This window comes from Faecalibacterium sp. OF03-6AC, from assembly GCF_003478175.1.
Taxonomy (GTDB): Bacteria; Bacillota; Clostridia; order Oscillospirales; family Ruminococcaceae; genus Faecalibacterium; species Faecalibacterium taiwanense.
The window spans coordinates 200647-222757 of record NZ_QUEN01000002.1 but is presented as its reverse complement, the minus strand read 5'-3'; the positions used below and the strand labels follow the sequence as shown (position 1 = coordinate 222757).

At 52.6% G+C, this 22111-nt stretch carries 25 protein-coding genes, 2 riboswitches and 1 other annotated feature; of the genes, 12 read left to right on the top strand and 13 right to left on the bottom strand.

What is annotated here, in order from left to right:
• Positions 1-22: 22 nt before the first annotated feature.
• The 3 genes from DXA66_RS03245 to DXA66_RS03235 all read left to right on the top strand — a co-directional run bounded on the left by DXA66_RS03245 (position 23) and on the right by DXA66_RS03235 (position 3072).
• The gene (locus tag DXA66_RS03245) at positions 23-1291 is read left to right on the top strand and encodes a site-specific integrase (protein WP_118526785.1); all 1269 of its coding nucleotides are present in this window, start codon (positions 23-25) and stop codon (positions 1289-1291) included.
• Complete coding sequence (locus tag DXA66_RS03240; protein WP_118526783.1) at positions 1291-2337, top strand: YhcG family protein; 1047 nt, start codon at positions 1291-1293, stop codon at positions 2335-2337. Before DXA66_RS03245 ends, DXA66_RS03240 begins: the two co-directional genes overlap by 1 nt.
• A 480-nt stretch (positions 2338-2817) precedes the next feature.
• On the top strand, positions 2818-3072 hold the full coding sequence (locus tag DXA66_RS03235) for a DUF6061 family protein (RefSeq protein ID WP_118526781.1): 255 nt from the start codon (positions 2818-2820) through the stop codon (positions 3070-3072).
• Positions 3073-3164: 92 nt separating this feature from the next.
• On the opposite strand, the gene DXA66_RS03230 is transcribed toward DXA66_RS03235, so the two are convergent.
• Complete coding sequence (locus tag DXA66_RS03230; protein WP_118526779.1) at positions 3165-3509, bottom strand: helix-turn-helix domain-containing protein; 345 nt, start codon at positions 3507-3509, stop codon at positions 3165-3167.
• A 220-nt stretch (positions 3510-3729) separates the two neighbouring features.
• Between DXA66_RS03230 and DXA66_RS03225 the strand changes: the two genes are divergently transcribed.
• The 7 genes from DXA66_RS03225 to DXA66_RS03195 all read left to right on the top strand — a co-directional run bounded on the left by DXA66_RS03225 (position 3730) and on the right by DXA66_RS03195 (position 9111).
• The gene (locus DXA66_RS03225; protein WP_118526777.1) at positions 3730-4125 is read left to right on the top strand and encodes a pyridoxamine 5'-phosphate oxidase family protein; all 396 of its coding nucleotides are present in this window, start codon (positions 3730-3732) and stop codon (positions 4123-4125) included.
• A 15-nt stretch (positions 4126-4140) separates the two neighbouring features.
• Positions 4141-4258, top strand: a riboswitch (FMN riboswitch).
• Between the two features lie 73 nt (positions 4259-4331).
• A complete protein-coding gene (locus tag DXA66_RS03220) occupies positions 4332-4949 on the top strand; it encodes an ECF transporter S component (RefSeq protein ID WP_118526775.1) in 618 nt (205 codons plus the stop codon).
• Between the two features lie 4 nt (positions 4950-4953).
• Entirely contained in the window at positions 4954-5562 is a 609-nt protein-coding gene (locus DXA66_RS03215; RefSeq protein ID WP_118526773.1) for a 4Fe-4S binding protein, read from the top strand.
• 2 nt (positions 5563-5564) lie between these two features.
• Complete coding sequence (locus tag DXA66_RS03210; RefSeq protein ID WP_118526771.1) at positions 5565-6344, top strand: protein-ADP-ribose hydrolase; 780 nt, start codon at positions 5565-5567, stop codon at positions 6342-6344.
• The gene (locus DXA66_RS03205) at positions 6289-7206 is read left to right on the top strand and encodes a Sir2 silent information regulator family NAD-dependent deacetylase (protein WP_118526769.1); all 918 of its coding nucleotides are present in this window, start codon (positions 6289-6291) and stop codon (positions 7204-7206) included. The genes DXA66_RS03210 and DXA66_RS03205 overlap by 56 nt, the downstream gene beginning before the upstream one ends.
• A gap of 513 nt (positions 7207-7719) precedes the next feature.
• Positions 7720-8142 (top strand): hypothetical protein, encoded by a 423-nt coding sequence (locus DXA66_RS03200; RefSeq protein WP_187119373.1) that lies wholly within the window; start codon positions 7720-7722, stop codon positions 8140-8142.
• 237 nt (positions 8143-8379) lie between these two features.
• Entirely contained in the window at positions 8380-9111 is a 732-nt protein-coding gene (locus tag DXA66_RS03195; RefSeq protein WP_243089017.1) for a plasmid recombination protein, read from the top strand.
• On the opposite strand, the gene DXA66_RS03190 is transcribed toward DXA66_RS03195, so the two are convergent.
• The 12 genes from DXA66_RS03190 to DXA66_RS03130 form a co-directional block, all read right to left on the bottom strand.
• Positions 9029-9487, bottom strand: a complete 459-nt coding sequence (locus DXA66_RS03190) for a low molecular weight protein-tyrosine-phosphatase (RefSeq protein ID WP_118526767.1) — start codon at positions 9485-9487, stop codon at positions 9029-9031. The two genes, DXA66_RS03195 and DXA66_RS03190, sit on opposite strands and share 83 nt — an antisense overlap.
• A complete protein-coding gene (locus DXA66_RS03185) occupies positions 9484-9900 on the bottom strand; it encodes a response regulator transcription factor (RefSeq protein ID WP_118526765.1) in 417 nt (138 codons plus the stop codon). The genes DXA66_RS03190 and DXA66_RS03185 overlap by 4 nt, the downstream gene beginning before the upstream one ends.
• A gap of 20 nt (positions 9901-9920) precedes the next feature.
• Complete coding sequence (gene ribE / locus DXA66_RS03180; protein WP_118526763.1) at positions 9921-10397, bottom strand: 6,7-dimethyl-8-ribityllumazine synthase; 477 nt, start codon at positions 10395-10397, stop codon at positions 9921-9923.
• A gap of 21 nt (positions 10398-10418) precedes the next feature.
• Positions 10419-11615, bottom strand: a complete 1197-nt coding sequence (locus DXA66_RS03175) for a bifunctional 3,4-dihydroxy-2-butanone-4-phosphate synthase/GTP cyclohydrolase II (protein WP_118526761.1) — start codon at positions 11613-11615, stop codon at positions 10419-10421.
• Positions 11616-11627: 12 nt separating this feature from the next.
• The gene (locus DXA66_RS03170; RefSeq protein ID WP_187119372.1) at positions 11628-12269 is read right to left on the bottom strand and encodes a riboflavin synthase; all 642 of its coding nucleotides are present in this window, start codon (positions 12267-12269) and stop codon (positions 11628-11630) included.
• A complete protein-coding gene (gene ribD, locus DXA66_RS03165) occupies positions 12233-13357 on the bottom strand; it encodes a bifunctional diaminohydroxyphosphoribosylaminopyrimidine deaminase/5-amino-6-(5-phosphoribosylamino)uracil reductase RibD (RefSeq protein WP_118526759.1) in 1125 nt (374 codons plus the stop codon). The genes DXA66_RS03170 and ribD overlap by 37 nt, the downstream gene beginning before the upstream one ends.
• Positions 13358-13507: 150 nt before the next feature.
• Positions 13508-13622: riboswitch (FMN riboswitch) on the bottom strand.
• A 555-nt stretch (positions 13623-14177) separates the two neighbouring features.
• Positions 14178-14429 carry a hypothetical protein gene (locus tag DXA66_RS03155; protein ID WP_118526755.1) on the bottom strand — a complete coding sequence of 84 codons (252 nt, stop codon included), beginning with the start codon at positions 14427-14429 and terminating at the stop codon, positions 14178-14180.
• Between the two features lie 229 nt (positions 14430-14658).
• Entirely contained in the window at positions 14659-15603 is a 945-nt protein-coding gene (locus DXA66_RS03150) for a bile acid:sodium symporter family protein (protein WP_118526753.1), read from the bottom strand.
• Between the two features lie 79 nt (positions 15604-15682).
• Positions 15683-15939, bottom strand: a binding site (T-box leader).
• Positions 15940-16453: 514 nt separating this feature from the next.
• Positions 16454-17734, bottom strand: coding sequence for a TRAP transporter large permease (locus tag DXA66_RS03145; RefSeq protein ID WP_158576282.1), 1281 nt, complete (start codon positions 17732-17734; stop codon positions 16454-16456).
• Position 17735: 1 nt separating this feature from the next.
• Entirely contained in the window at positions 17736-18233 is a 498-nt protein-coding gene (locus DXA66_RS03140; protein ID WP_158576281.1) for a TRAP transporter small permease, read from the bottom strand.
• Between the two features lie 90 nt (positions 18234-18323).
• Complete coding sequence (locus tag DXA66_RS03135) at positions 18324-19397, bottom strand: TRAP transporter substrate-binding protein (RefSeq protein ID WP_118526909.1); 1074 nt, start codon at positions 19395-19397, stop codon at positions 18324-18326.
• Positions 19398-19666: 269 nt separating this feature from the next.
• A complete protein-coding gene (locus tag DXA66_RS03130) occupies positions 19667-19876 on the bottom strand; it encodes a hypothetical protein (protein WP_118526747.1) in 210 nt (69 codons plus the stop codon).
• A gap of 353 nt (positions 19877-20229) precedes the next feature.
• Between DXA66_RS03130 and DXA66_RS03125 the strand changes: the two genes are divergently transcribed.
• On the top strand, positions 20230-21267 hold the full coding sequence (locus tag DXA66_RS03125) for a zinc-binding dehydrogenase (protein WP_118526745.1): 1038 nt from the start codon (positions 20230-20232) through the stop codon (positions 21265-21267).
• A 54-nt stretch (positions 21268-21321) separates the two neighbouring features.
• Positions 21322-22089 carry an SDR family NAD(P)-dependent oxidoreductase gene (locus tag DXA66_RS03120; protein WP_118526743.1) on the top strand — a complete coding sequence of 256 codons (768 nt, stop codon included), beginning with the start codon at positions 21322-21324 and terminating at the stop codon, positions 22087-22089.
• Positions 22090-22111 lie beyond the last annotated feature (22 nt).

The following is a 22111-nucleotide window of genomic DNA, read 5'->3' as shown; positions in this document are numbered from 1 at the left end:
GCCAACAATGGAGGACATAACGATGGCAGAAAGAAGAAAAGACTCAAAGAAGCGTGTTCTAAAGGAAGGTGAATATCAGCGCAGCAACGGAACGTATGAATATCGCTGGCGCAGTGAAAACGGCAAGCGAAATAATGTGTACGCCAAAAGTCTGGAAGAACTTCGTGAGAAAGAAGCAGAGATTCAGCGTGACCGCAGTGATGGAATCCGTGCAGAAGCGCGGAACGCGACTATCAATGACATTCACGAGCAGTGGCTGCAACTGAAAAAGGGGCTGAAAGCCAATACACTGGTCAATTACGAGTATATGTACAAGATGTACGTATTCCCGGAGTTTGGGAAGCGGAAGGTCGGAAGCCTGAAAAAGTCGGATGTGCGGCGGTTTTACAACGGCCTTGTGGATTCACAGCGTTTGAAAGTGGCAACGGTGGAGAACATCCATACCGTGCTGCATCAGGTGCTGGATTTTGCAGTGGAGGACGAATATCTCCGTATCAATCCATCCGATAATGCGTTGAAAGAACTCAAACAGACGCACAATCTGGACAGTGAACGCCGCAAGGCTCTGACCGCAGGCCAGCAGAAGCTGTTGATGAACTTCTTGAAAAACAGCGAGAAGTACAATCACTGGCTTCCCATCATTACCGTGATGGTGGAATGTGGTCTCCGTGCTGGTGAGGCAACGGGTTTGCGTTGGGAGGACATCAACCTTGATACGGGTGAAATCAGTGTAAATCACACGTTGATTTATTACAGCCACCGGGAGAAAGGTTGTCTGTACGGAATCAATACACCCAAAACGGAAGCTGGAAACCGAATTGTGCCTATGACTCCGGAAGTCAAGGCTGCTTTTGTACAAGAGCGAGAGTATCAGAAGAAAACTGGAATTTCCTGCAAGGTGACGATTGATGGCTATACGGATTTTATTTTTGTAAACCGTTTTGGCGAGTGCCAGCATCACAGCACCATCAATAAAGGCATTGACCGTATCATCCGCGACTGCAACGAGGAACAGTTGGCAAAATGCGAAAGCGGTACAATCAAGCCGAAAAAACTTGTTCTGCTTCCGAAGTTTAGCTGTCATTCCCTGCGTCACACCTGTGCTACCCGTCTTTGCGAGGCTGGAATCAACATGAAGGTCATTCAAGACGTATTGGGCCACGCCGATATTACCACCACCATGAACATCTACACCGAGGCCACAAAAAATCTCAAGAAAAAGGAAATCGACAAGTTTGCAGAGTTCTTATCTGCAACCACGACATTTGAAGGAAAGGAGGAAAATGACTGATGGAAAATAAATCTGCAGCCCCAGTAGCACAGGTTCTTGTTCCGGCAGTGAGTGAGATTCGTTCTCTGCTGGAAGCTTCCCGTAAAAATGTAGCACAGCAAGTCAATCAGGAACTGCTGTCAACTTATTGGAAGATTGGTGAGGTCGTTGTTCGTTGTGAACAAAATGACAGCATCCGTGCTGCATATGGTGAAAAGACCTTATCGCAGCTTTCCAGGGCGTTGACAAAGGAGCTTGGCAAGGGCTTTTCGCGCTCGAATGTTTACAATATGCGGCAGTTCTATCTCAGCTATCCAATTTTCCAGACAGTGTCTGGAAAATTGAGTTGGTCGCACTACTGTGAGCTGTTATCCATTTCCGATAAGGAGAAGCGCAGCTTCTACGAAAAAGAAGCGGTCAATTCTGGCTGGTCTGTCCGTGAATTAAGACGCCAGATGGAAAGTTCCCTGTTTGAACGGTTGCTCTTGTCTCGTGGGGATGCCAACAAGGAACAAGTTTTAGCATTGGCTGAAAAAGGTGTGGACTACACAAAGCCGGAGGACATCATCAAAGACCCGTATGTATTCGAGTTTTTGGGGCTGCCGGAAGAAAAGCCGTTCCTTGAAAGCGATTTGGAAGCAGCACTGGTGCGACAAATCGAAGATTTCTTGCTGGAACTTGGCCGGGGCTTTATGTTTGTCGGCACACAGCAGCGTGTCACAGTGAACAACACCCACTACTATGTGGATATGGTGTTCTACAATAAGATTTTACACGCCTATGTGCTGATCGAGTTGAAAACCACCAAGCTCACGCCCGAAGCCGCCGGACAAATCAATATGTATCTGAACTACTACGCCGCAGAGGTCAACGACCCGGAAGATAATCCTCCTATCGGCATCATCCTCTGCACTGACAAGGACAGCGTAGCAGCCGAGTATGCGCTGGGCGGTTTGTCGAATCAGATTTTTGCATCCCGGTACGTCTTATATATGCCGAACAAGGAGCAGCTTATTAGGCAGGTGGAAGAAGTCCTGAAGCGTTGGCACTCTCACGAGGACGAATAAGTTTACCACCAGCCTTACCACTGACTTACCACCAATTTGAGAATAGCTGTAAACAGTTGCGTAGAGTTGCGAAAAATAAGACCTTTTTATCTTGCACAAATAAAGGCTTATGAACACTTGTAAACAGCTATAAATCACCACCAGTCAAGCTCCCCACGATGAAGCCGATTGAGCAGTAAATTTCCAATTTGCAACCAATAAAGCCTGAAACTTCTTGATGTTACGAGAAGTTTCAGGCTTTTTGTTTGCGATAATTTCCAGCGATTTTCACGCCATACGCCAATTTTACGCCAAATGATGTAGGATTTTGTGCAGAGCAAAAAGAGCGTTGTTCCGGTTTGGCAGTAGAAACGGCTGTGTGGTAGGCGGGTGCAGACCTGCAAAGGGCTGCATCACAAAGCGAATTCATGGATCTGCAAACGGACAGCCGGAACTTTTCACCGCAGAAGAAGCAAACGCGAAGAACATGGAGTTTTTCTTATGAACAAACTGCTTTCTTGCCGCTACAACATGGACACCAACCGGGTAGAAGCCCGGTTTGCAGACGGCTCTGCCATTGCCATCGACTGCATCGTCATCGAGGACGAGTACGGCAATACCCCAGCACAGAGGGCAGAGCTGGACTGGCTGCTGTACAATAAGCCGTTGGAGTATGCACAGCTTGTACTGAGTGGGAAGATTGCGCACTATCTGTCACTGGGATGTGAGCATGGCAGACCAAAAGATCAAGTCTAATGAACCAAACAACTGCTGATTCGTATTTCTTTTGATACGGGTTAGCAGTTGTTTCTGTTTTATGCATATCACAACTGTGCAAGCAAATACGCTTATTCCGCCTTCCCTTCCAGCCTGTTTTTATACCCTTCGCCCCATGCCCGCATGGCATCCAGAACCGGTTTCAAACTATATCCCAATTCGGTCAGAGTATATTCCACCCGGGGCGGCACTTCAGCATAGACCTTCCGGGTCAGCAATCCGCTTTCCTCCATCTGCCGCAGCTGAGCGGTCAAAACCTTCTGGGTCACATGGCCGATGGACTTTTTCAGTTCTCCAAAACGCTTTGTGCCCGGCATCAGATCCCGGAGGATCAGCACCTTCCATTTATCGCTGATGAGGGTCAGGGTGGTCTCCACCGGGCAGGCCGGGAGTTCTTTGAGGATTTCCTTTTCCATAATTACCTCCAAGGGAATTTCAAGTGGTCATCGTGCCGGATGCACGGATACCACAAACCGCTTTATGGCATCATTATAGCTTTCAACAGCAAAAAAAGCAAGCAGCATCGCAATGGTATCTTTTTGGTAACTACACCACAATATTGTGCGTACTTCACAAGCCGCACAAAGCACATTACAATAAAGCTGTCAGAAAAAACAATGTATGGAGGTACATCCCATGAATAAAGTCGTAGAATTTCTGAACGCAAACCCAGTGCAGTATCTGGCCACCGTAGGCCGTGACGGCAAGGCCAAGTGCCGTCCCTTCATGTTTGCCGGTGAGCTGGACGGCAAGCTGTGGTTCTGCACCAACAACCAGAAGGATGTTTACAAGGACCTGCAGGCAAACCCCAATATCGAGATCTCCGTTTCCAGCCCGGAGTACGCATGGATCCGTCTGCATGGCAAGGCTGTGTTTGAAAACAACATGACCGCCAAGGAGATGTGCATCGCAAACCCCATCGTGAAGAGCCAGTACGGCGAGGCTGCCAACCCCATCTTTGAGGTGTTCTATCTGGAGGATGCCCACGGCATCATTGCAGACTTCTCCGGCAACCCTCCCTACGAGTTCTAAATAGCATTCTCAATTCAACATCTTCGGGGCGAGGTGAAATTCCTGATCGGCAGTAAAGTCTGCGAAGCGCAAAAGCGCCCGATGCGGTGAAACTCCGCAACCGACGGTATAGTCCGGATGAAAGAAGATATGAGGAAGTAGCCCCGCAGGAAAACCCGTCCTGTGGGGCTGTTTCAAATCCAAACATATCCTCTCAATGGAGCATTATGAACCGCACTATCATCCTGCAGCAGTCGAAAAAAGCTGCCGCCCTCAATATCCGAACCATCACCATGACCGCACTGCTTTCTGCAATGGCATATGTGCTTGCTTTTGTGGAATTTCCTGTGCCGCTGTCTCCGTCCTTTGCAAGGATGGATCTGTCCGATTTTCCGGCACTCATCGGTGCATTTGCCTTCGGGCCTCTCTCCGGTCTGCTCATTGAACTTGTCAAAAACACATTGCAACTTATGACCACCTCCACGGGAGGCATCGGAGAGATTGCCAACTTTCTGATGGGTGCTTCCTATGTGGTCGCTGCCGGAGCTATTTATAAACGCCACAAAACCAAGAAAACAGCATGGATTGCCTGTGTCACCGCCAGCTTTGTGATGGGTATTGCCGCCGCACTGGCGAACTACTTCATCCTGCTTCCTCTGTTTGAAGCCTTTATGCCGTTGGATCAACTCATCGCCTCTTTCGGCACATTCCTGCCCTTCATCCACACGAAGCTGGACATCGTACTGTTCAACGCCTTACCCTTCAATATTCTGAAAGGGCTTATCATTGGCAGCGTGACAATGCTGATGTACAAGCGGCTTGCGCCGGTCCTGAAAGGTCGTTGATGTTATGACGAAGCAAGATTATTTGAAGCTGCTGGTGGAAGGTATCCACTCCACCACCATTGCCACCATCGGAGCAGACGGTCATCCCCAGACCCGTGTGATCGACATGATGCTCTATGACAAACAAGGGGTGTATTTCCTTACTGCAAGGGGCAAAGCATTCTATACCCAGCTCATGGCGCAGGGCTACATTGCTCTGTCCGCCACCAGAGAAAAAGTCTCGATTTCTCTGCGCGGAAAAATCAAAAATATCGGCAACGAGAAACTAGATGAGATTTTCAAGAAAAACACCTATATGCAGTCCATCTATCCCGGCGATACCCGCAGTGCCCTAGAGGTGTTCTGCCTGTATGAGGCGGACGGCGAATATTTTGACATCAGTGTTCCGGCGCACATTGTCCGGGACAGCTTCACCATTGGCAAAGCAACACAGGAAGCACCGGGTTACTATGTAGGCAAAAGCTGCATCGGCTGTAAGCTGTGCTACTCTGTCTGTCCGCAGAAGTGCATCGACATTACCAAGAAGCCGGTGGTCATTGACCAGCACCACTGTCTCCACTGCGGGCGGTGTGCGGAAGCCTGCCCTAAGCAGACAATCGAAAAGAGGGTTTGACTATGAACCAGAGTGAGCGGCGAATGAGCCTCATTAGGGTGCTTTTGAAAGAACACCCGGAGTATCGGGGACTGCGGATACCGGCAGACGCAGACACCCAGTGGCAGCTTCTGCGGGGCTTGCTGAATATCCGTGAACCACGGCGTATCGGCACAGACTTTCTGCAAATACAGGATGCGTACCTGCAAGAGGAAATCGCCGCAAAAGGCATCACCGATGCGGCTGACCTGACGCCCCTGCAGCCGGGGCTGTACCTCTGGCAGGGGGACATTACCACCCTGAAATGCGATGCCATTGTCAACGCCGCCAACAGCGGCATGACCGGCTGCTACTGCCCGAACCACGGCTGTATCGACAACGCCATCCACACCTATGCCGGGGTGCAGCTTCGTCTTGCCTGTGCGGAAATCATGGACAGGCAGGGACACCCGGAGCCCACCGGACAGGCAAAGATCACGGCCGCATTTAATCTGCCCTGCCGCTATGTGCTGCATACGGTTGGCCCGATCATCAACAGGCGAGTGACCAAAGAGGACAAAGAACTGCTGGCTTCCTGTTATCGCTCCTGTCTGGAGCTGGCGGCAGAGAACGGGCTGGAAAGCGTAGCGTTCTGCTGCATTTCCACGGGAGAGTTTCACTTTCCCAACCAGCTTGCAGCAGAGATTGCGGTGCAGACTGTGAAAGAGTTCCTGCAAACACCCACAAGCATCAAGAAGGTGATCTTCAATGTTTTCAAAGATATGGACAAAAAAATCTACGAACGACTGCTCCGAACCGATTGATACGCTGCGGCAGGTCCTGAGCCATGCTGATGCAGTGATCATTGGTGCAGGTGCTGGGCTTTCCACCTCGGCAGGTTTCACCTATGACGGGGAGCGGTTCCGGGAATATTTCTCCGATTTTGCCAGCAAGTACGGATTTACGGATATGTACTCCGGTGGCTTTTACCCCTACCCCACCATGGAGGAATACTGGGCATACTGGAGCCGCTATATTTACATCAACCGCTATCAGGATGCACCCAAGCCGGTGTATCAAGGTCTGTTTTCTCTTGTGAAAGACAAGGACTACTTTGTACTGACCACCAACGTAGACCACTGTTTTCAGAAAGCAGGGTTCGACAAAAAACGGTTGTTCTATACACAGGGTGATTACGGTCTGTTCCAATGCAGTGTGCCCTGCTGTCAGGAAACGTATGACAATGATAAGCTTATCCGGCAGATGGTAGAAGCGCAAGGGTATATCATTGCACCGGATGGTCAGCTGACCGTGCCGAAGAATACCATCCTGAAAACTTATATTCCGTCCGAGCTTGTGCCACATTGTCCGCATTGCGGCAGACCCATGAGCATGAACCTGCGTGCAGACGATACCTTTGTAGAGGACGAAGGCTGGCACCGTGCGGCAGAGCGATACCGTGAATTTCTGCGCCGTCACGAGGGGCAGCACATCCTCTTTCTGGAATTGGGTGTTGGCTACAACACCCCGGTCATCATCAAGTATCCGTTCTGGCGGATGACCGCTAAAAATCCAAATGCATTCTACGCCTGCATCAATCAGGGACAGGCCATTTGCCCGCCGGAGATCGAGCGGCAGTCTGTCTGCATTCATGCAGATATTGGCGCTATTATAGCGCAATTGTGACCCACAAGAGGGCTGGCATCGTCCAGCCCTCTCTCTTTTTGCCAAAGTTTTTGATGCATTTTCTTGCATTCTGCCGAAAGTAACGTATTCTCGGATTTTTTTGTTGACAAAGCTCGATTTTTGTGGTAATCTATCCCAACAATTTAATATAACATATTTACTTAGAGTTCCAGCTCGGCTCCCGAAGGGGCCGGGGCAAGTTTTTAACTTTCTTATCGCTACATAACGAACCCGAACCAAGGCCCCCCCGGAAGGGATGGTCAGGTTCAGGTTGTTGTGTGGCGATTTTTTATTGCCAAATCCAGCACCGAACCTTGACAACCGCATGACCGTCTGCATGGGATACCCGGCGATGACCCCTCACGAGGGAGAGCCGGAAAACGCCGCCGAGAGGGGGCAGGAAAACCATGTGGGGAGAACGGCTAAACGTTGATTCCTCAGTTACCAGAAAACAATGTGGTCAAATTGACCACATTGTTTTTCTGTAACGCCAGTGAAAGGAGGGTCATCTCCATGTATATGACAAACGAAAAATGGGAGCAGAACAATCAGGATTATTTGAAAGAATCGTATGAGGAAACGGGTTTTACCGCCGGAGGATACGCCGTCCGCAAACTTATCTGCGGCGGCTGCGGTCGGGTGTTCTACACCACCATCTACACCAAGAAATACTGTCACAGCTACTGGTGCGGCAATCAGGCCAACAATCGGCGGCAGCGGGAATACCGCCAAATGCGCCGTCAGGATTTAGTATGCCAGTGCTGCGGTGAAAAATTCACACCCAAACGTGCAGATGCCCGCTATTGCAGCAATGCCTGTCGGCAAAAAGTCTATCGAAAACGTGTTACAGATGCTGCAAGTGCTCAAAATGAGCACATCGTTTTCCGTAACACTGCAAGGTCTGTTGAAAATCAGGTGCCGCCACCCGGCACTTGATTTTACCCGTAACGAAATCAGTTGGTCATTTTGGCCAACTGAAAAAGCCGGACAAGTTGGTGGGCAGGGATTCGCAAATCTTTGACCGCCAGCTTGCCCGGAGCAGGAGTGCAGAGGACGTAGTCCTTTGCCCCAGTGATATGATGCTGTGCGTCATATAATACTGGGTATTATCTGGCGCACCGCAGGCGGCAGATTCAGCAGCAAAGCTGCTGCGCACCCCACCCCACCAAGACGTTGAAATGGAGGGATGTTTATCTGAAGCTGACACGACACAATGGACGAGCCGGAAAACACGGCACCTATAACCCCAAGCACAACGACCGTAATTTCGACCTCACCAACAGCGAGCACATTGACCCGGAACGAGCCAAGGGCAACATCTACTGGGACTGCTTCGGCTTCCGTTCGGCTCTCGCCCCACAAGACCCGGATGATCTGGCAGGGACATTCTCGGATGTGGAACGGCAATTCTACGAGACCCGTTACTCGGAGTTCATCGAAAGGCAAAATGAGCGCAACGCCAAGATCCGGCACACGGAACGAAACCGCAGCATTCCTGACCTGCTGTCCAGCCGCAAGACCTGCCCGGAAGAAACCATCTATCAGCTGGGAACAGAGGACGACCATGCTTCGGGCGAAGTTCTTCTGGCGGTCGTGACCGAATTCATTGAGGAGTTCAAGGCGAGGTTCGGAGACCATGTTCATGTACTGGACTGGGCACTGCATCTGGACGAAAGTACGCCTCACATCCACGAGCGCCATGTGTTCGACTGCGAGAACAAGCATGGAGAGGTAGCTCCCCAGCAGGAAAAGGCGCTGGAAGCGTTGGGTTTTGAGCTGCCTGACCAGGGCAAGCCCCTCAGCCGCCGCAGCAACCGCAAAATCACCTTTGATAGCGCAGTTCCTCAAGCAATGCCGTGCATCCTTCCAGTATATCCTGCCATGTGGCTTCAAAATCTCCCGTGAACCATGGGTCTGCCACTTCACAGGGATGATCCGTATGCGCCATCAGCAGCGAGACTTTATGCTGTGGGTCTCCGCCGACAATCCGCAGGATGTCGCACAGATTACTTTCATCCATGCCAATCAGATGATCATACCGTGCATAATCCAGCCGGGTCATCTGCCGGGCGGTCTTGCCGTTGCAGTCGATGCCATGTTCTTCCAGCTTCTGCCGTGCAGGAGGATAGACCGGATTTCCGATTTCCCATGCACTGGTGGCGGCTGACGCAATTTCAAATTGCTCGGAAAATCCTGCCTTGGACGTAAGGTCTTTCATTATAGATTCAGCCATCGGGCTTCGGCAGATATTTCCGAGACAAATAAATAAGATCCTGGTCATACCGGGTCGTTCTCCTTTTGGCTTACAAAAGTATAGCCGCCGTGGGTAGTGCGGATAAAGCTGCCGCAGCCGGCCAGCTTCTTTCGCAGATTGGAAACGGTATTTGCCACGACCTTTAAGGTGTCATCACAGTTTTGTCCCCACACAGCACGGAAAAGCTCTTCTTTTGAAAAGATTTGTCTTTCGTGAGAGGCAAGCATCAGCAGCAAATCGAACTCCAGTCGTGTAAGGGAGACTTTTCTGCCGTTGCACGACACTTCGTGGGTTGTTCCATCCAGTGTAAGCCCCGGAAGAACCAACTTCTCCCATGAATCAATGGATATTTGCTCTGCCTCGATGTGCTCTCGTTCCAGAAGCATCCGGATCTTCTGCTCCAATTCCGGGTCAGGCTGTCGGGTTTTTATAACGATCATGGCAAACTCCTGCGTGTATTTTACTCTGCGGCGGTATCCATTTCCCGGAGCAGGTTTACCATCTCGATGGCACTGACTGCGCAGTCATAGCCTTTATTACCTGCTTTGGTGCCTGCCCTCTCGATGGCCTGCTCGATGTTTTCGGTGGTCAGAACACCAAAGAGGACGGGAACCCCGCTTTCCAGCGAGACCGTGGCAATGCCTTTGGAAACCTCATTGCACACATAGTCGTAATGGCTGGTAGAACCGCGAATCACTGCACCAAGGCAGATCACAGCATCATACTTTCCGCTTTTTGCCATTTTAGAGGCAACCAGTGGGATCTCAAAAGCACCCGGAACCCATGCAACATTAACATCAGCGTCCTGCACATCGTGCCGGAACAGACCATCCATTGCTCCGCTCAGAAGTTTGGACGTGATAAATTCGTTGAAGCGGGCAGCTACGATACCGACCTTGATGTTCTGAGAAACCAGCTTGCCTTCAAATGTTTTCATTTTTAAATACCTCTTTCGTTGTTAATATTCCAGAAGATGTCCCATCCGTGCCTGCTTCGTTTTCAGGTAAAACAGGTCATACGGGGTCGCCGTCATCTGAATGGGTACGCGCTCGGAGATCTCCAGCCCAAACTCGGAGAGCTGATATACTTTGTCTGGGTTATTGGTAAGCAGGCGCAGGCTTTTTACGCCAAGTTCCCGGAGGATCTGTGCGCCGAGATAATACTCCCGTTCATCTCCATGGAACCCCAGAGCGAGATTGGCTTCCAGCGTATCCATGCCCTGCTCCTGAAGTTCATAGGCACGAAGTTTGTTGATCAGACCGATGCCCCGGCCTTCCTGCCGCATATAGAGCAGGATACCCCGGCCTTCTTTTTCGATCTGCGTCATGGCAGCGGCCAGCTGCTGGCCGCAGTCACAACGCAAAGAGCCAAATGTATCTCCTGTCAGGCATTCCGAGTGGACGCGGCACAGAATATCCTTTCCATCGCCAATGTCACCTTTTACCAGTGCAATGTGATGCTCTCCGTTCAGGCGGCTCACAAAACCATAAGCTCTGAAGGTGCCATACTTGGTGGGCAGGTTCACTGCCGTCACCTGATCGACCAGTTTATCGTGACACTTGCGGTACTCCTGTAAATCACGGATGGTGATGAATTTGATCTGGAAACGCTCTGCCAGCTTTGCCAGTTCAGCGGTGCGCATCATCGTGCCATCCTCCCGCATGATCTCGCAGCACAGGCCGCATTCTTTCAGCCCTGCCAGACGGCACAGGTCAACGGTTGCTTCCGTGTGACCGTTGCGCTCCAACACACCGTTCTTTTTTGCCAGAAGGGGGAACATATGGCCCGGTCTGCGGAAATCTTCTGCTTTTGCGTGATCGTCCACACAAGCCATCGCCGTAATGGAACGCTCTGCGGCAGAAATGCCCGTAGAAGTAGAAACGTGGTCGATGGACACCGTAAATGCCGTTTCATGGTTGTCGGTGTTATGCTGCACCATCTGCGGAAATTGCAGCTTCTGGACGAAAGCCTCGGACATCGGCATACAGATCAGACCCTTGCCGTGGGTCGCCATAAAGTTGATGTTTTCGGTGGTGGCAAATTCGGCAGCACAGATGAAGTCCCCCTCGTTTTCACGGTCGGGGTCATCCGTTACCAGAATGATTTTTCCTTGTTTCAGGTCTTGCAAAGCTTCGGGAATGGTATTGAAGTTCATCGTAAACTCTCCTTAAAAGCCGCAGCGCAGCAGCATTTCTTTTGTGAGCGTGTTTTGCTTTGGTGCTTCTGATGGAAGCAGCTTCTCGATATATTTTCCGATAACATCGGTTTCCAAATTGACAAAATCCCCTTTGTGCCGTTGGTTCAGGTTCGTCTGACGGACGGTGTGCGGTACCGTGGACACGGAAAAGTCCGTAGGCTCCACCGCAGCCACGGTCAGGCTTATGCCATCCACCGTGATGGAACCCTTTTCGACGACATAGCGAAGGATCGCGGGATCCGCATGAATGGTGTACCAGACAGCGGTATCGTCCTTTCGGATGTTGGCAATGCGTCCGATCCCATCCACATGGCCTGCTACGATGTGTCCGCCAAAACGTCCATTGGCAGGCATGGCACGTTCCAGATTGACCGCACTTCCAACGCTGAGCTGTGCAAGCGCAGATCGGTTCAAGGTTTCGTGCATGACATCTGCAGCAAAGCCATCCGGAAAGAGCTGCCTGACGGTCAGACAGATGCCGTTGACGGCGATGCTGTCACCGATCCTGGTTTCTTCCAGAACGGTTTTTGCACGAACAGTCAGCACTGCGGAATGCTGTCCCCGTTCGATAGATCTTATTGTGCCGACTTCCTCCACGATTCCGGTGAACACGGATACTCCACCTCACTTTCAATCAGGAGATCCTCGCCCAGACGTTCCAACCGGCTATTTTTCAGCTGGAATGCTGCATCCGGGAACGAGACACCTGCGCCCTCAATGGGCGTTTTGGTATCTCTCCCCCCAAACAGCTTCGGGGCAATGTAAGCCTGCACCTGCTGCACGAGGCCGCTTTCCAGTGCAGACCAGTTCAAGGTCCCACCGCCTTCCAGCAGAATGCTGTCGATCTGCTCTTGTCCCAGCCGCTCCATCAGCTGCGGAAGATTTACATGACCACATCGTTCTTCCAGACAAAGGACCCGGCACCCGGCCTGTTGATATGCCGCCTGTTTTTCCGGGTCACCACAGCAGGTTGCAAGAATGGTGGGAACCTGTTTGGCGGTTGTGACCACCTGTGATTGCAGCGGTGTCCGCAAATGCGTGTCGCAGATGATCCGCACGGGGTCGCGGCCACCCTCTATCCGACAGGTCAGCAGCGGGTCATCTGCCAGAATGGTTCCGACTCCCACCATAATGCCGCGGAATCGGTGCCGCTGCCGTTGAACATGATTCCGGGCAATTTCCCCGGTGATCCATTTGGAAGCGCCTGTGTATGTGGCGATTTTTCCGTCCATCGTCATGGCGTATTTTATGGAAACAAAGGGGCGTTTTGTGGTGATATAGTGGAAGAACACCTTGTTCAGCGCATCGCATTCCCCTTGCAGAACATTTTCGGTCACATCTATGCCATGTGCACGCAGGAACGCAATTCCTTTCCCGGCCACCAGCGGATTCGGGTCAGCAGAACCCACGACCACCCGGTGAATGCCCGCGTCCAGAATCGCATCCACGCAGGGCGGCTGCTTTCCGTAATGGCAGCACGGCTCCAATGTCACATACAGGGTCGCTCCCTGCGGATCTTCGGTGCAGGATGCCAGCGCATTGCGCTCCGCATGAGCCTGACCGTATCTCTGGTGCCAGCCCTGTCCGATGGTCCTGCCTTCTTTTACGACCACGGCACCCACCATCGGGTTGGGAGATGTCCATCCGCAACCCTTTTTTGCAAGCTGCAAAGCCAGACGCATATACTCTTTGTCGTTCATCGTGTCGCCTCCAAAAGAAAAAGCCCTGAACAAAAACGTTCAGGGCAAGCCGAAAAGACACAAGGGACTCTTGTGCAAAAAGAAAGCTCCAGAATGCAAACGCATCCCAGAGCAGCCTCCACAAGCACAGAACCGTGCGGGCTCTGCGCTTGGTATCTTCTTTCATCCAGACTGTACTGTCGGCTTCGGAGTTTCACCGAATCATGCCTTACGGCTCGTGGGCTGTACCACCGGTAGGGAATCACACCCTGCCCTGAAGATTTATGATTCAATTACAGCGGCATTATAGCACGGCTCCTTTCGGATTGCAAGGGCATTCTGCAAACCGGGACGAAACCGGGATGAAGATGGTTTGAGGGTGGGAATGAAACTTTTTGGCTGTTGTTGCCTTGTCAAGAGGGCTGGCACTGTCCAGCCCTCTCTCTTTTTTCCAAAGTTTTCATTGTTTTTTCTTGCACACTGCCGAAAGTGACGTATTCTCAAAACTTTTTGTTGACACGGCTCGATTTTTGTGGTAATCTATCCCAACAATTGAATATAACATATTTTTACATATTCGTTCAGGCCCTGCGGGGCTGAACATCTTGGCTTTCAGCCGTTACATAACCGACTAGCATGACCTTCCAGAAAAAGCGAAGGCGGGGCTGGTCTGTTTTTGTGACGGCTTTTTTGTTGCCGTTTTGCCCGTTGGACCTTGAAAACAGCATGACCGTCTGCATGGGATACCCGGCGATGGCCCCCAAGTGGGAGAGCCGGAAAACGCCGCCGGAAGGGGGCAGGAAATCCATGCAGGGAGAACGGCTAAACGTTGATTCCTCAGTTACCAGAAAACAATGTGGTCAAATTGACCACATTGTTTTTCCGTACCCTTGCCATAGATTGTAATTGTAATACCGTAGTCAACTGTGTCACCATTTTCCGCGTCCAGCACGCTCACCGCGCTTTTGGCGGCGGTGCTCTGCTGGAGCAGGTCATCGGTGCTTGCGGCCAGAGCCGGGGCGGAAAGGGTGAACATCATGCATCCGGCCAGCGCCACCGATACTGCACGCCGGATAAGTTTGCCTTGTTTCATGGTACAACCTCCTTTTTTCCCCTCGCATTTTTACGGGGGGGGTATGTATTACAGTACCTTGATTATCCCACACTTTACCGCATTTTGGAAGCAAACCTGCGTGAATCGCCCTAAAAGCAGCGTGAAAAGCATGATTTGTGCCGGTTCTGTTGCAGTTGCCCGGCCCGCAGGCACAGCAAAGCCCCCGGCAGGTTTGCGCCTGCCGGGGGCTTTGTTGTGTTATGAAAGATCAATCCTTCTTCTCTGCTGTGCGGGCAAAGAAGTTGGCGAGGATCGCACCGGAAATGTTATGCCACACGGAGAACACAGCGCCGGGGATGGTAGCCAGCGGATACTGTGCAAAGTGTGCGGCGGCCAGACTGGTTGCAAGGCCGGAGTTCTGCATGCCCACCTCGATGGAGATCGCGCGGCACTTGGTGGAGTCCAGCTTGAGCAGCTTGCCCACGCCAAAGCCGGTGAGATAGCCCAGCACATTGTGCAGGATAACCACCACAAGGATCAGCAGACCGCTGGTCATGATCTTGGCGCTGTTGGCGGAGACCACGGCGCAGATGATCAGCACGATAGCAGTAGTGGAGACCAGAGGCAGCACACGGACGGCTTCCTCGGTGAACTTATGGAAGAAGTGATTGACCACAAAGCCCAGTGCGATGGGCACCAGCACCACCTTGACGATGGACATGAACATGCTCACGGGGTTCACGTCAACACGCTGGCCAGCGTACAGCAGGGTGAGCAGCGGGGTGAGGAGCGGAGCCAGCACGGTGGAAACAGCGGTCATGCCAACGGACAGTGCAACGTCGCCCTTGGAAAGGTAGGTCATCACGTTGGAAGAGGTGCCGCCGGGGCAGGTGCCAACCAGGATCACGCCAATGGCCAGCTCGGTGGGCAGGTGGAACACCTGCGTGAGCGCCCATGCCAGAAACGGCATGAGGGTGAACTGTGCAACGCAGCCCACGATCACATCCTTCGGGCGGCTGAACACCACCTTGAAGTCCTCCGGCTTCAGGGTAAGGCCCATACCGAACATCACGATGCCCAGCAGGTTATTGACCCACGCCGTCTTTACCACGCTGAACGGGCCGGGGAAGAACAGGGCACCCGCGGCCACCACAATAACGATGGCGGCCATGTACTTGCCCACAAAGTCGCTTACTTTTTCCAGTGTTTTCATAGTTGTTTCTCCTTTTCCTTCTGACATGCTTTGGGACAAAAGCATCCGCAAAATAAAACGCCCTTGTCCCTTACGGTCTGTAAGAGACAAAGGCGTGTAAAATCCTCTGCGGTACCACTCTTATTGCCAGCACAACGCTGACCACTCAGTGCACGTCCAACAACGCGCGGCCCGTGATAACGGGGGCCTGCCGTTCCTGCTTACTGGGGCGCACACCGTCCATTCAGCCGGAAAGCTCGGAGAGGATCTTCCCACGGATGCCCTGCACTGCCTTGCACCAACCGGCAGCTCTCTGCAGCATTCCTTCCGGGTACTCTTTCTCGTCATAGCCGTGATATTCTTGGTGACATGGAGTATACTCCCCTGCAAAGGCAAAGTCAATAGAATGGGTCCTTCTGATTTTTCATGCAGTTCATTTCAGGAGTGAAAGTGGTTCACGCAGCAAAGCCGCCCACCCATAACGGGCAGACGGCCTTGCTGTTTCTGCGGTTTATTCGCCTTTGGCTTTTGTAAGCAGCATGTGCACGTATTCCGCGCAGGCATCCCAATCGCGGGCGGCGGCCTTGTCCTTCGGCATCAGGCTGCTGGCAAGGCCCACGCCAAGGCAGCCCGCCTTGCGGAACTCCGGGATGTTCTCCGGCGTTAAACAATGCTCCTTTCCGGGTCTTTGGCAAAAAAGAGGGTCAGGCCGCTTCCACCCGGGAGGGATGAAAGCAGCCTGACCTCTGCACGAATGGTTTCTGTTTTGGGAGATCGTTGGGAAGTAATGGAGAATGCAAAGCATGGGATAGGAGATTTAGGAGAAAATTTAGAAAAAGCTTTTCATGAGCATCTGCTGTCCGGCTGCAGATCAGGCCAGCATGTTGGGGATGGTCAGGCAGATAGCCGGGCAGTAAGCAACTGCGAACAGCACTGCGATGAACAGTGCGATGAATGGCCACATTTCCTTGAGCAGATTGGTGAACTTGATCTTTGCAACAGCGGTTGCGATGTACAGGGTAACGCCAACGGGAGGAGTGATGCCGCCCAGAATGAAGGTGAGCACCATGACCATGCCGAAGTGGATGCCGTCGATGCCGGCAGCTGCGGCGATGGGGTAGAAGATGGGCACCATGATGATGGCGGCAGAGGTGGTATCCATGAACATGCCGATGACGCACATGGCAAGGATCATCAGGAGCATCAGGACGTTGGGGTTGGTGGAGATGCCGGTCAGCAGAGCGGACACCTGCTCGGGGAACTTCTCAATGGCCAGGCAGTAACCAAATGCGGTGGTGCTTGCCACGATGAGCATGGTCATGCCAGAGGTGCGGGCTGCGCTGAGGACCGTCTTGATGGCACCCTCAAAGGTGAACTCCTTGTAGACGAAGATGCCGATGATCAGACCGTAAGCACCGGCGATCGCACCGGCCTCGGTTGCGGTGAACACACCGGACAGGATGCCGCCAATGATGATCAGAGGCATGACCAGCGCAGGCAGAGCATTGATGAAGGACTTGACCATGCGCTTGAAGTCGAACTTGACCTTCACATCGCCGTCGTACTTGGCAGGGTTCTTCTTTGCCTTGATGAAAGCGTAGATCATCTGACTGACACCCACCAGAATGCCGGGGATCACGCCTGCCATGAACAGCTTACCAACGGAGATACCGGTGATGGAGCTGTACAACACCATCAGGATGGAAGGCGGAATGATGGAGCCGATGGTTGCGGATGCCGCGGTGACGGCAGTGGCGTAGTCGCGGTCGAAACCGGCTTCGTCCATGGAGCCGATCAGCATGCCGCCGATGGAAGCAACGTCGGCAGAGGTGGAACCGGAAACGCCTGCAAACAGCATGGATGCCAGAATGTTGACGTGTGCCAGACCGCCGGGGATAAAGCCGACCAGCTCGTTTGCAAAGCCGACGATACGCTTGGTAACGCCGCAGGCATTCATGATCTCGCCTGCAAAGATGAACAGCGGAATTGCCATCAGGGTGAAGGAGTCACCGCCAGCGAAGATGCGCTGGGTGAGGATGACGAGATCCTTACCATTCAGGGCCAGATACAGCATGGAGGAGATGCCAACACCGAACGCAACAGGCACGCCGATGAGCAGCATCAGAAAGAAGATACCAATGATCATCCACATATTACATGCCACCTCCCATGTCGCCTGCATCTAATTTTTCGCTGCCGCCCTTGCCCAGCAGGAGAAGCAGCTCTTCAATGAACATACCGGCACTGCCAATGACCATGGCCAGATACACAACAGACATGGGCAGATGCATGGTGCTGGAACGGTTGGTCCAGTTCTCCATAACCATGCGGGTGCTCATGCAGAAGAATACGGCCAGATAGGCAAGAACCAGCACGCGGGAGAACTTTTTCACGATGGTGCGCAGCGGCTGTGGAAGAGCATCCACCACGATGTCCAGACCGATGTGACCGTCGTCGCGCATGACGTAGATGGAGCCGAGATAGACCATGCCTGCAAAGGTGTAGCGGCCAAACTCGACTGCAAAGCTCAGCGGCGAGTTAAAGACATAACGCATGATAACGTTCAGAGTGGTAACACCGAACATTGCGATGAAGAGAACCAGAATGCACACATTCAGGATCTTATCCACCGTTTTACGCACATTTTTCATGCGGGGGTTCATCTCCTTTTATTCAATTAAGTGCGGGCAAGCCCTTTGTGGCCTGCCCGCGCATTTTTTCAGGGAAAGACGGACGGTCTATCAGAGAGCAACACCCATGGAAGTCAGGATCTGCTTGCCGACATCGGTCTTTGCGCAAGCATATGCGTTGTAGTTGATCTTTGCCTTCAGGCTGTCAACATCGGTGTCCACCACTTCCAGACCGGCACCTTCCAGAGCGGCGAAGTTTGCATCGCTGCCGTCCTTGGTAGCATTCAGGCCAAACTCGCAGGCTTCCTTAGCGGCCTCGGTCAGGATGTTCTGCTGCTCTTCGGTCAGCTTCTGGAATACCTGCTCGGAAACGGAGATGGTGGTGGGTCCAATGATGTGGTTGGAAACGTTGACGTACTTGCACACTTCCTGCATGGAGGCAGACATGATGGACTCGGGGATGTTCTCCACAGCGGACACCAGACCGGTATCCAGTGCGGTGTAGGTCTCGCCCCATGCCACAGGAGTGGGAGCAGCGCCCAGCTGGGTGAAGGTCTCTTTATAAGTAGAGGAGTCCGGGATGCGGATGATCAGGCCGGACATATCGTTCACGGTGTTCAGAGGCTTATCGGTGGTAAAGATCTGACGGAATGCCAGCACGTAGTAGTCCAGAATGCGGACATTGGTCTTGTCCAGAATCATCTGTGCAACAGTGGTGCCAGCCTCACCGGCCAGCTTCTCAGCGCAGTCGTCGTAGCTGCTGTATACGAAGGGCAGGCACAGGCAGCCAGCCTCGTCCACGTAGTTTGCATAGAACTCGGCAGCGATCACGGCCAGATCCAGAGTGCCGTTAGTCAGGGCCTGCAGGTTCTCGGTCTCGGTGCCCAGAGTTGCAGCGGAGTAAACATCCACCTTCATCTTGCCCTCGGACTTCTCAGCGACCAGACGAGCGAACTCCTCAGCAGTCTTGTTGATGGAGTGGCTTGCAGCCATCTGGTGGCTCATGGTCAGGGTGACATCGGCCTTGACATCATCGTACTTGCCGGCAGCGGCGGTGCTGGATGCAGCCGTGCTGGATGCAGTGGCGGTGGAGCCGGAAGTGACACCGCAGCCAGCCAGAGCAGCGGCAGCTGCGGTCACGCCAGCAGCCTTCAGGAAATCGCGGCGGTTGATGTACTGTTTCATCTTATTGTCCTCCAATTTTCTTAAACATCATGACCGGGCTTGTGTCAGCCGGTCTGCACGTACTTTTCTGGCGCCCACCTGCGTGGGACTTTCTGTTGCCAACATAATAGCATGTAATACAAGCCTTGTCAACATTCTTTTTACAAGTTACATGTTTTTTGTGCAGAGTGCACTTGTTTCAAAATGCAAATCTGTACAATTCAAAGGTAAAACTTAAGATTTTCGGCCACTTTTGTTACACTTTTGACTTTTTTGACGTTTTATCGTTGTCACATCTCTTCATATTCCTGTGCTTTTTGTCCGTTCAAGTTGACGTTTTTCACTTTTTTGGCTTCATTTTCTTCTGCCGGCTTCCACCGTCCACCGCCTCTTTCTCCCCTCTTCCGACCCGATCCGGCACCGCTGGCACACCCCAACTTGTTTTTGGGCCGAAACAAGTTCATCTTCCGCAAGAGGCATTTATAATAGGAAGTATCCATAAAATGATCCGTCCTGCCGTTTTTTCTGTGATACATGTCCAGTTTCGTCAGAATTCCTGTCCGCAGCTGCTATTCTTTGCCGTATCTTTATTTTTAGTGCTCCTTCTATTCCGCTCTTATGTTCTGCCGGGCACTTGTCTTGACATCAGTTTCCGTCTTGTATCACAAAGCGGCAGGCCCAGAATTGTGCAGTTAGTCAAAAATCATCCTTAAAGCCCTGTTTTTTCAAATTTCCTCTTGCTTTTCTTGTATTGTCGTGTATACTAAAGCCAATGAATCTTGTATTACAACAAGATACGACGACGGAACATTTACAAGAAGATCACTGATCACCAACAAGGAGGTCTACTGTTATGAAAGAGTGTTGGGTCACCGAGCCGCTCCACTTTGAGATGCGCGAGACTGAGATCCCTGAACCGAAGGACAACGAAGTCCAGATTAAGATGATGGCTGCTGGTGTCTGCGGCAGCGACATCCATATTTATAAGGGCGAGAACCCCAACTCCCGCTACCCGCTGATTCCCGGCCACGAGAATGTTGGTCTGGTCACCAAGGTTGGCGCAGACTGCAAAAACATCAAGGTGGGCGACCACGTCGTGATTGACTACGTGATCCGCTGCGGCGAGTGCTACCAGTGCAAGCATGGCCGCGGCAATGTCTGCGAGCACGTTCTGGTGCGCGGCAGCGGCACCAACGGCGGCTGGCGTGAATACTGGTGCGTCGAAGAGCCTTACGTCTACAAGATCGACGACAGCATCCCCTGGAAAGATGCCGCTCTGATCGAGCCGCTGACCATCGGCGAGCACAGCACCAGCCGTGCAGGCGTGTGCGAGGACGATGTGGTGTTCATTCTGGGCACCGGCACCATCGGCACCATCATTGCACAGGCCTGCAAGCTCAAGGGCGCTAAAACCGTCATCTGCTGCGACATCAGCGACAGCAGTCTGGAGCGCAGCAAGCAGTTCGGTGCCGATTACACCGTGAACAGCAAAACGCAGGACATCGTTGCCGAAGTGCAGAAGATCACCAACGGCCACGGCTGCACCGTCGCATTCGACTCCGCCTGCTTCCCCGGCAGCCTGACCATGATCATGCAGCCCGGCATCGTGTGCAACGCAGGCCGCGTGGTTCCCATGGGCTTCTGCACCGTGCCCGAAAAGATCACCCAGCAAATGATCAATGGCCGCGAGCTGACCATCTGCGGCACCCGCATGAGCCTGAACCAGTGGGTCCCCACTGCACAGAAGATGGCCGAGGGCAAGTACCACATGGAAGGTCTTGCAACCACCTTCGTCAAGTTCAGCGAAATCGAAAAGGTCTTTGACAACATCGTTCATCCCGATCCGGCTGTCAAGAAGACCGTTATCCTGTTCGACGGCGCAGAGGACTGACCCTCTGGCCCTGATATAAACACGTACATTATAAAATAGAAGGAGATCATTATTATGGCTGCTCTTACTAAGTTTGATATTGCCGGCAAGCATGCGATCGTTACCGGCGGCGCACAGGGTTTGTCCCGCGGCATGGCCGAAGGTCTGCTGGAGGCAGGCTGCAAGGTCGTCATCATCGACGTGCAGAAGGAAAAGGTCGAGAAGGTGTGCGAGGAGTACCGCGCCAAGGGTCTGGAAGCCTACCCCGTCATCGGCAATCTGGCCGACCGTGCTGACCTGAACCGCGCCTTTGACGAAGCACTGCAGATTTTGGACGGCCGTCTGGACGTTCTGATCCCCGCTGCAGGCATCCAGCGCCGCTATCTGCCCGAGGAGTTCCCCGCAGAGCAGTGGGATCTGGTCATGAAGATCAATCTGGACCACGTCTGGTTCATGATCCAGCGTTCTCTGCAGGTCATGCTCAAGCAGCCCACCGGCGGCAAGATCATCACCATCGGCTCCATGGCTTCCTACTTCGGCTGCACCACCGTGCCTGCCTACACCGCAACCAAGGGCGCTGTTGCTCAGCTGACCAAGAGCGTTGCTGTTGACTGCGCCGGCCGCGGCATCAACATCAACTGCATCTGCCCGGGCTACATGGACACCGAGATGTGCGCCAACATGACGCAGGAGCGCAAGGACGAGTGCACCAAGCGCATCCCCGCTGGCCGCTGGGGCCTGCCCGAGGATATGAAGGGTCCCGTCGTCTTCCTGGCTTCCGCTGCATCCGACTACCTGAACGGTGCCCTGATCCCCGTTGACGGCGGCTATCTGGTCAAGTAATCAACACAGAAAAAGGGAGGAA

What these genes read in the sequence shown, in the direction of transcription:
- DXA66_RS03120 (WP_118526743.1), top strand. Translation starts at nt 21,322, where the DNA reads ATGGCTGCTCTTACTAAGTTTGATATTGCCGGCAAGCATGCGATCGTT.
- DXA66_RS03140 (WP_158576281.1), bottom strand. Translation starts at nt 18,233, where the DNA reads ATGAAAAATGTGCGTAAAACGGTGGATAAGATCCTGAATGTGTGCATT.
- DXA66_RS03205 (WP_118526769.1), top strand. Translation starts at nt 6,289, where the DNA reads ATGTTTTCAAAGATATGGACAAAAAAATCTACGAACGACTGCTCCGAA.
- DXA66_RS03235 (WP_118526781.1), top strand. Translation starts at nt 2,818, where the DNA reads ATGAACAAACTGCTTTCTTGCCGCTACAACATGGACACCAACCGGGTA.
- DXA66_RS03190 (WP_118526767.1), bottom strand. Translation starts at nt 9,487, where the DNA reads ATGACCAGGATCTTATTTATTTGTCTCGGAAATATCTGCCGAAGCCCG.
- DXA66_RS03145 (WP_158576282.1), bottom strand. Translation starts at nt 17,734, where the DNA reads ATGTGGATGATCATTGGTATCTTCTTTCTGATGCTGCTCATCGGCGTG.
- DXA66_RS03225 (WP_118526777.1), top strand. Translation starts at nt 3,730, where the DNA reads ATGAATAAAGTCGTAGAATTTCTGAACGCAAACCCAGTGCAGTATCTG.
- DXA66_RS03215 (WP_118526773.1), top strand. Translation starts at nt 4,954, where the DNA reads ATGACGAAGCAAGATTATTTGAAGCTGCTGGTGGAAGGTATCCACTCC.
- DXA66_RS03135 (WP_118526909.1), bottom strand. Translation starts at nt 19,397, where the DNA reads ATGAAACAGTACATCAACCGCCGCGATTTCCTGAAGGCTGCTGGCGTG.
- ribD (WP_118526759.1), bottom strand. Translation starts at nt 13,357, where the DNA reads ATGAACGACAAAGAGTATATGCGTCTGGCTTTGCAGCTTGCAAAAAAG.
- DXA66_RS03130 (WP_118526747.1), bottom strand. Translation starts at nt 19,876, where the DNA reads ATGGATACTTCCTATTATAAATGCCTCTTGCGGAAGATGAACTTGTTT.
- DXA66_RS03175 (WP_118526761.1), bottom strand. Translation starts at nt 11,615, where the DNA reads ATGAACTTCAATACCATTCCCGAAGCTTTGCAAGACCTGAAACAAGGA.
- DXA66_RS03210 (WP_118526771.1), top strand. Translation starts at nt 5,565, where the DNA reads ATGAACCAGAGTGAGCGGCGAATGAGCCTCATTAGGGTGCTTTTGAAA.
- DXA66_RS03230 (WP_118526779.1), bottom strand. Translation starts at nt 3,509, where the DNA reads ATGGAAAAGGAAATCCTCAAAGAACTCCCGGCCTGCCCGGTGGAGACC.
- DXA66_RS03185 (WP_118526765.1), bottom strand. Translation starts at nt 9,900, where the DNA reads ATGATCGTTATAAAAACCCGACAGCCTGACCCGGAATTGGAGCAGAAG.
- DXA66_RS03155 (WP_118526755.1), bottom strand. Translation starts at nt 14,429, where the DNA reads ATGAAACAAGGCAAACTTATCCGGCGTGCAGTATCGGTGGCGCTGGCC.
- DXA66_RS03220 (WP_118526775.1), top strand. Translation starts at nt 4,332, where the DNA reads ATGAACCGCACTATCATCCTGCAGCAGTCGAAAAAAGCTGCCGCCCTC.
- ribE (WP_118526763.1), bottom strand. Translation starts at nt 10,397, where the DNA reads ATGAAAACATTTGAAGGCAAGCTGGTTTCTCAGAACATCAAGGTCGGT.
- DXA66_RS03240 (WP_118526783.1), top strand. Translation starts at nt 1,291, where the DNA reads ATGGAAAATAAATCTGCAGCCCCAGTAGCACAGGTTCTTGTTCCGGCA.
- DXA66_RS03125 (WP_118526745.1), top strand. Translation starts at nt 20,230, where the DNA reads ATGAAAGAGTGTTGGGTCACCGAGCCGCTCCACTTTGAGATGCGCGAG.
- DXA66_RS03245 (WP_118526785.1), top strand. Translation starts at nt 23, where the DNA reads ATGGCAGAAAGAAGAAAAGACTCAAAGAAGCGTGTTCTAAAGGAAGGT.
- DXA66_RS03200 (WP_187119373.1), top strand. Translation starts at nt 7,720, where the DNA reads ATGTATATGACAAACGAAAAATGGGAGCAGAACAATCAGGATTATTTG.
- DXA66_RS03150 (WP_118526753.1), bottom strand. Translation starts at nt 15,603, where the DNA reads ATGAAAACACTGGAAAAAGTAAGCGACTTTGTGGGCAAGTACATGGCC.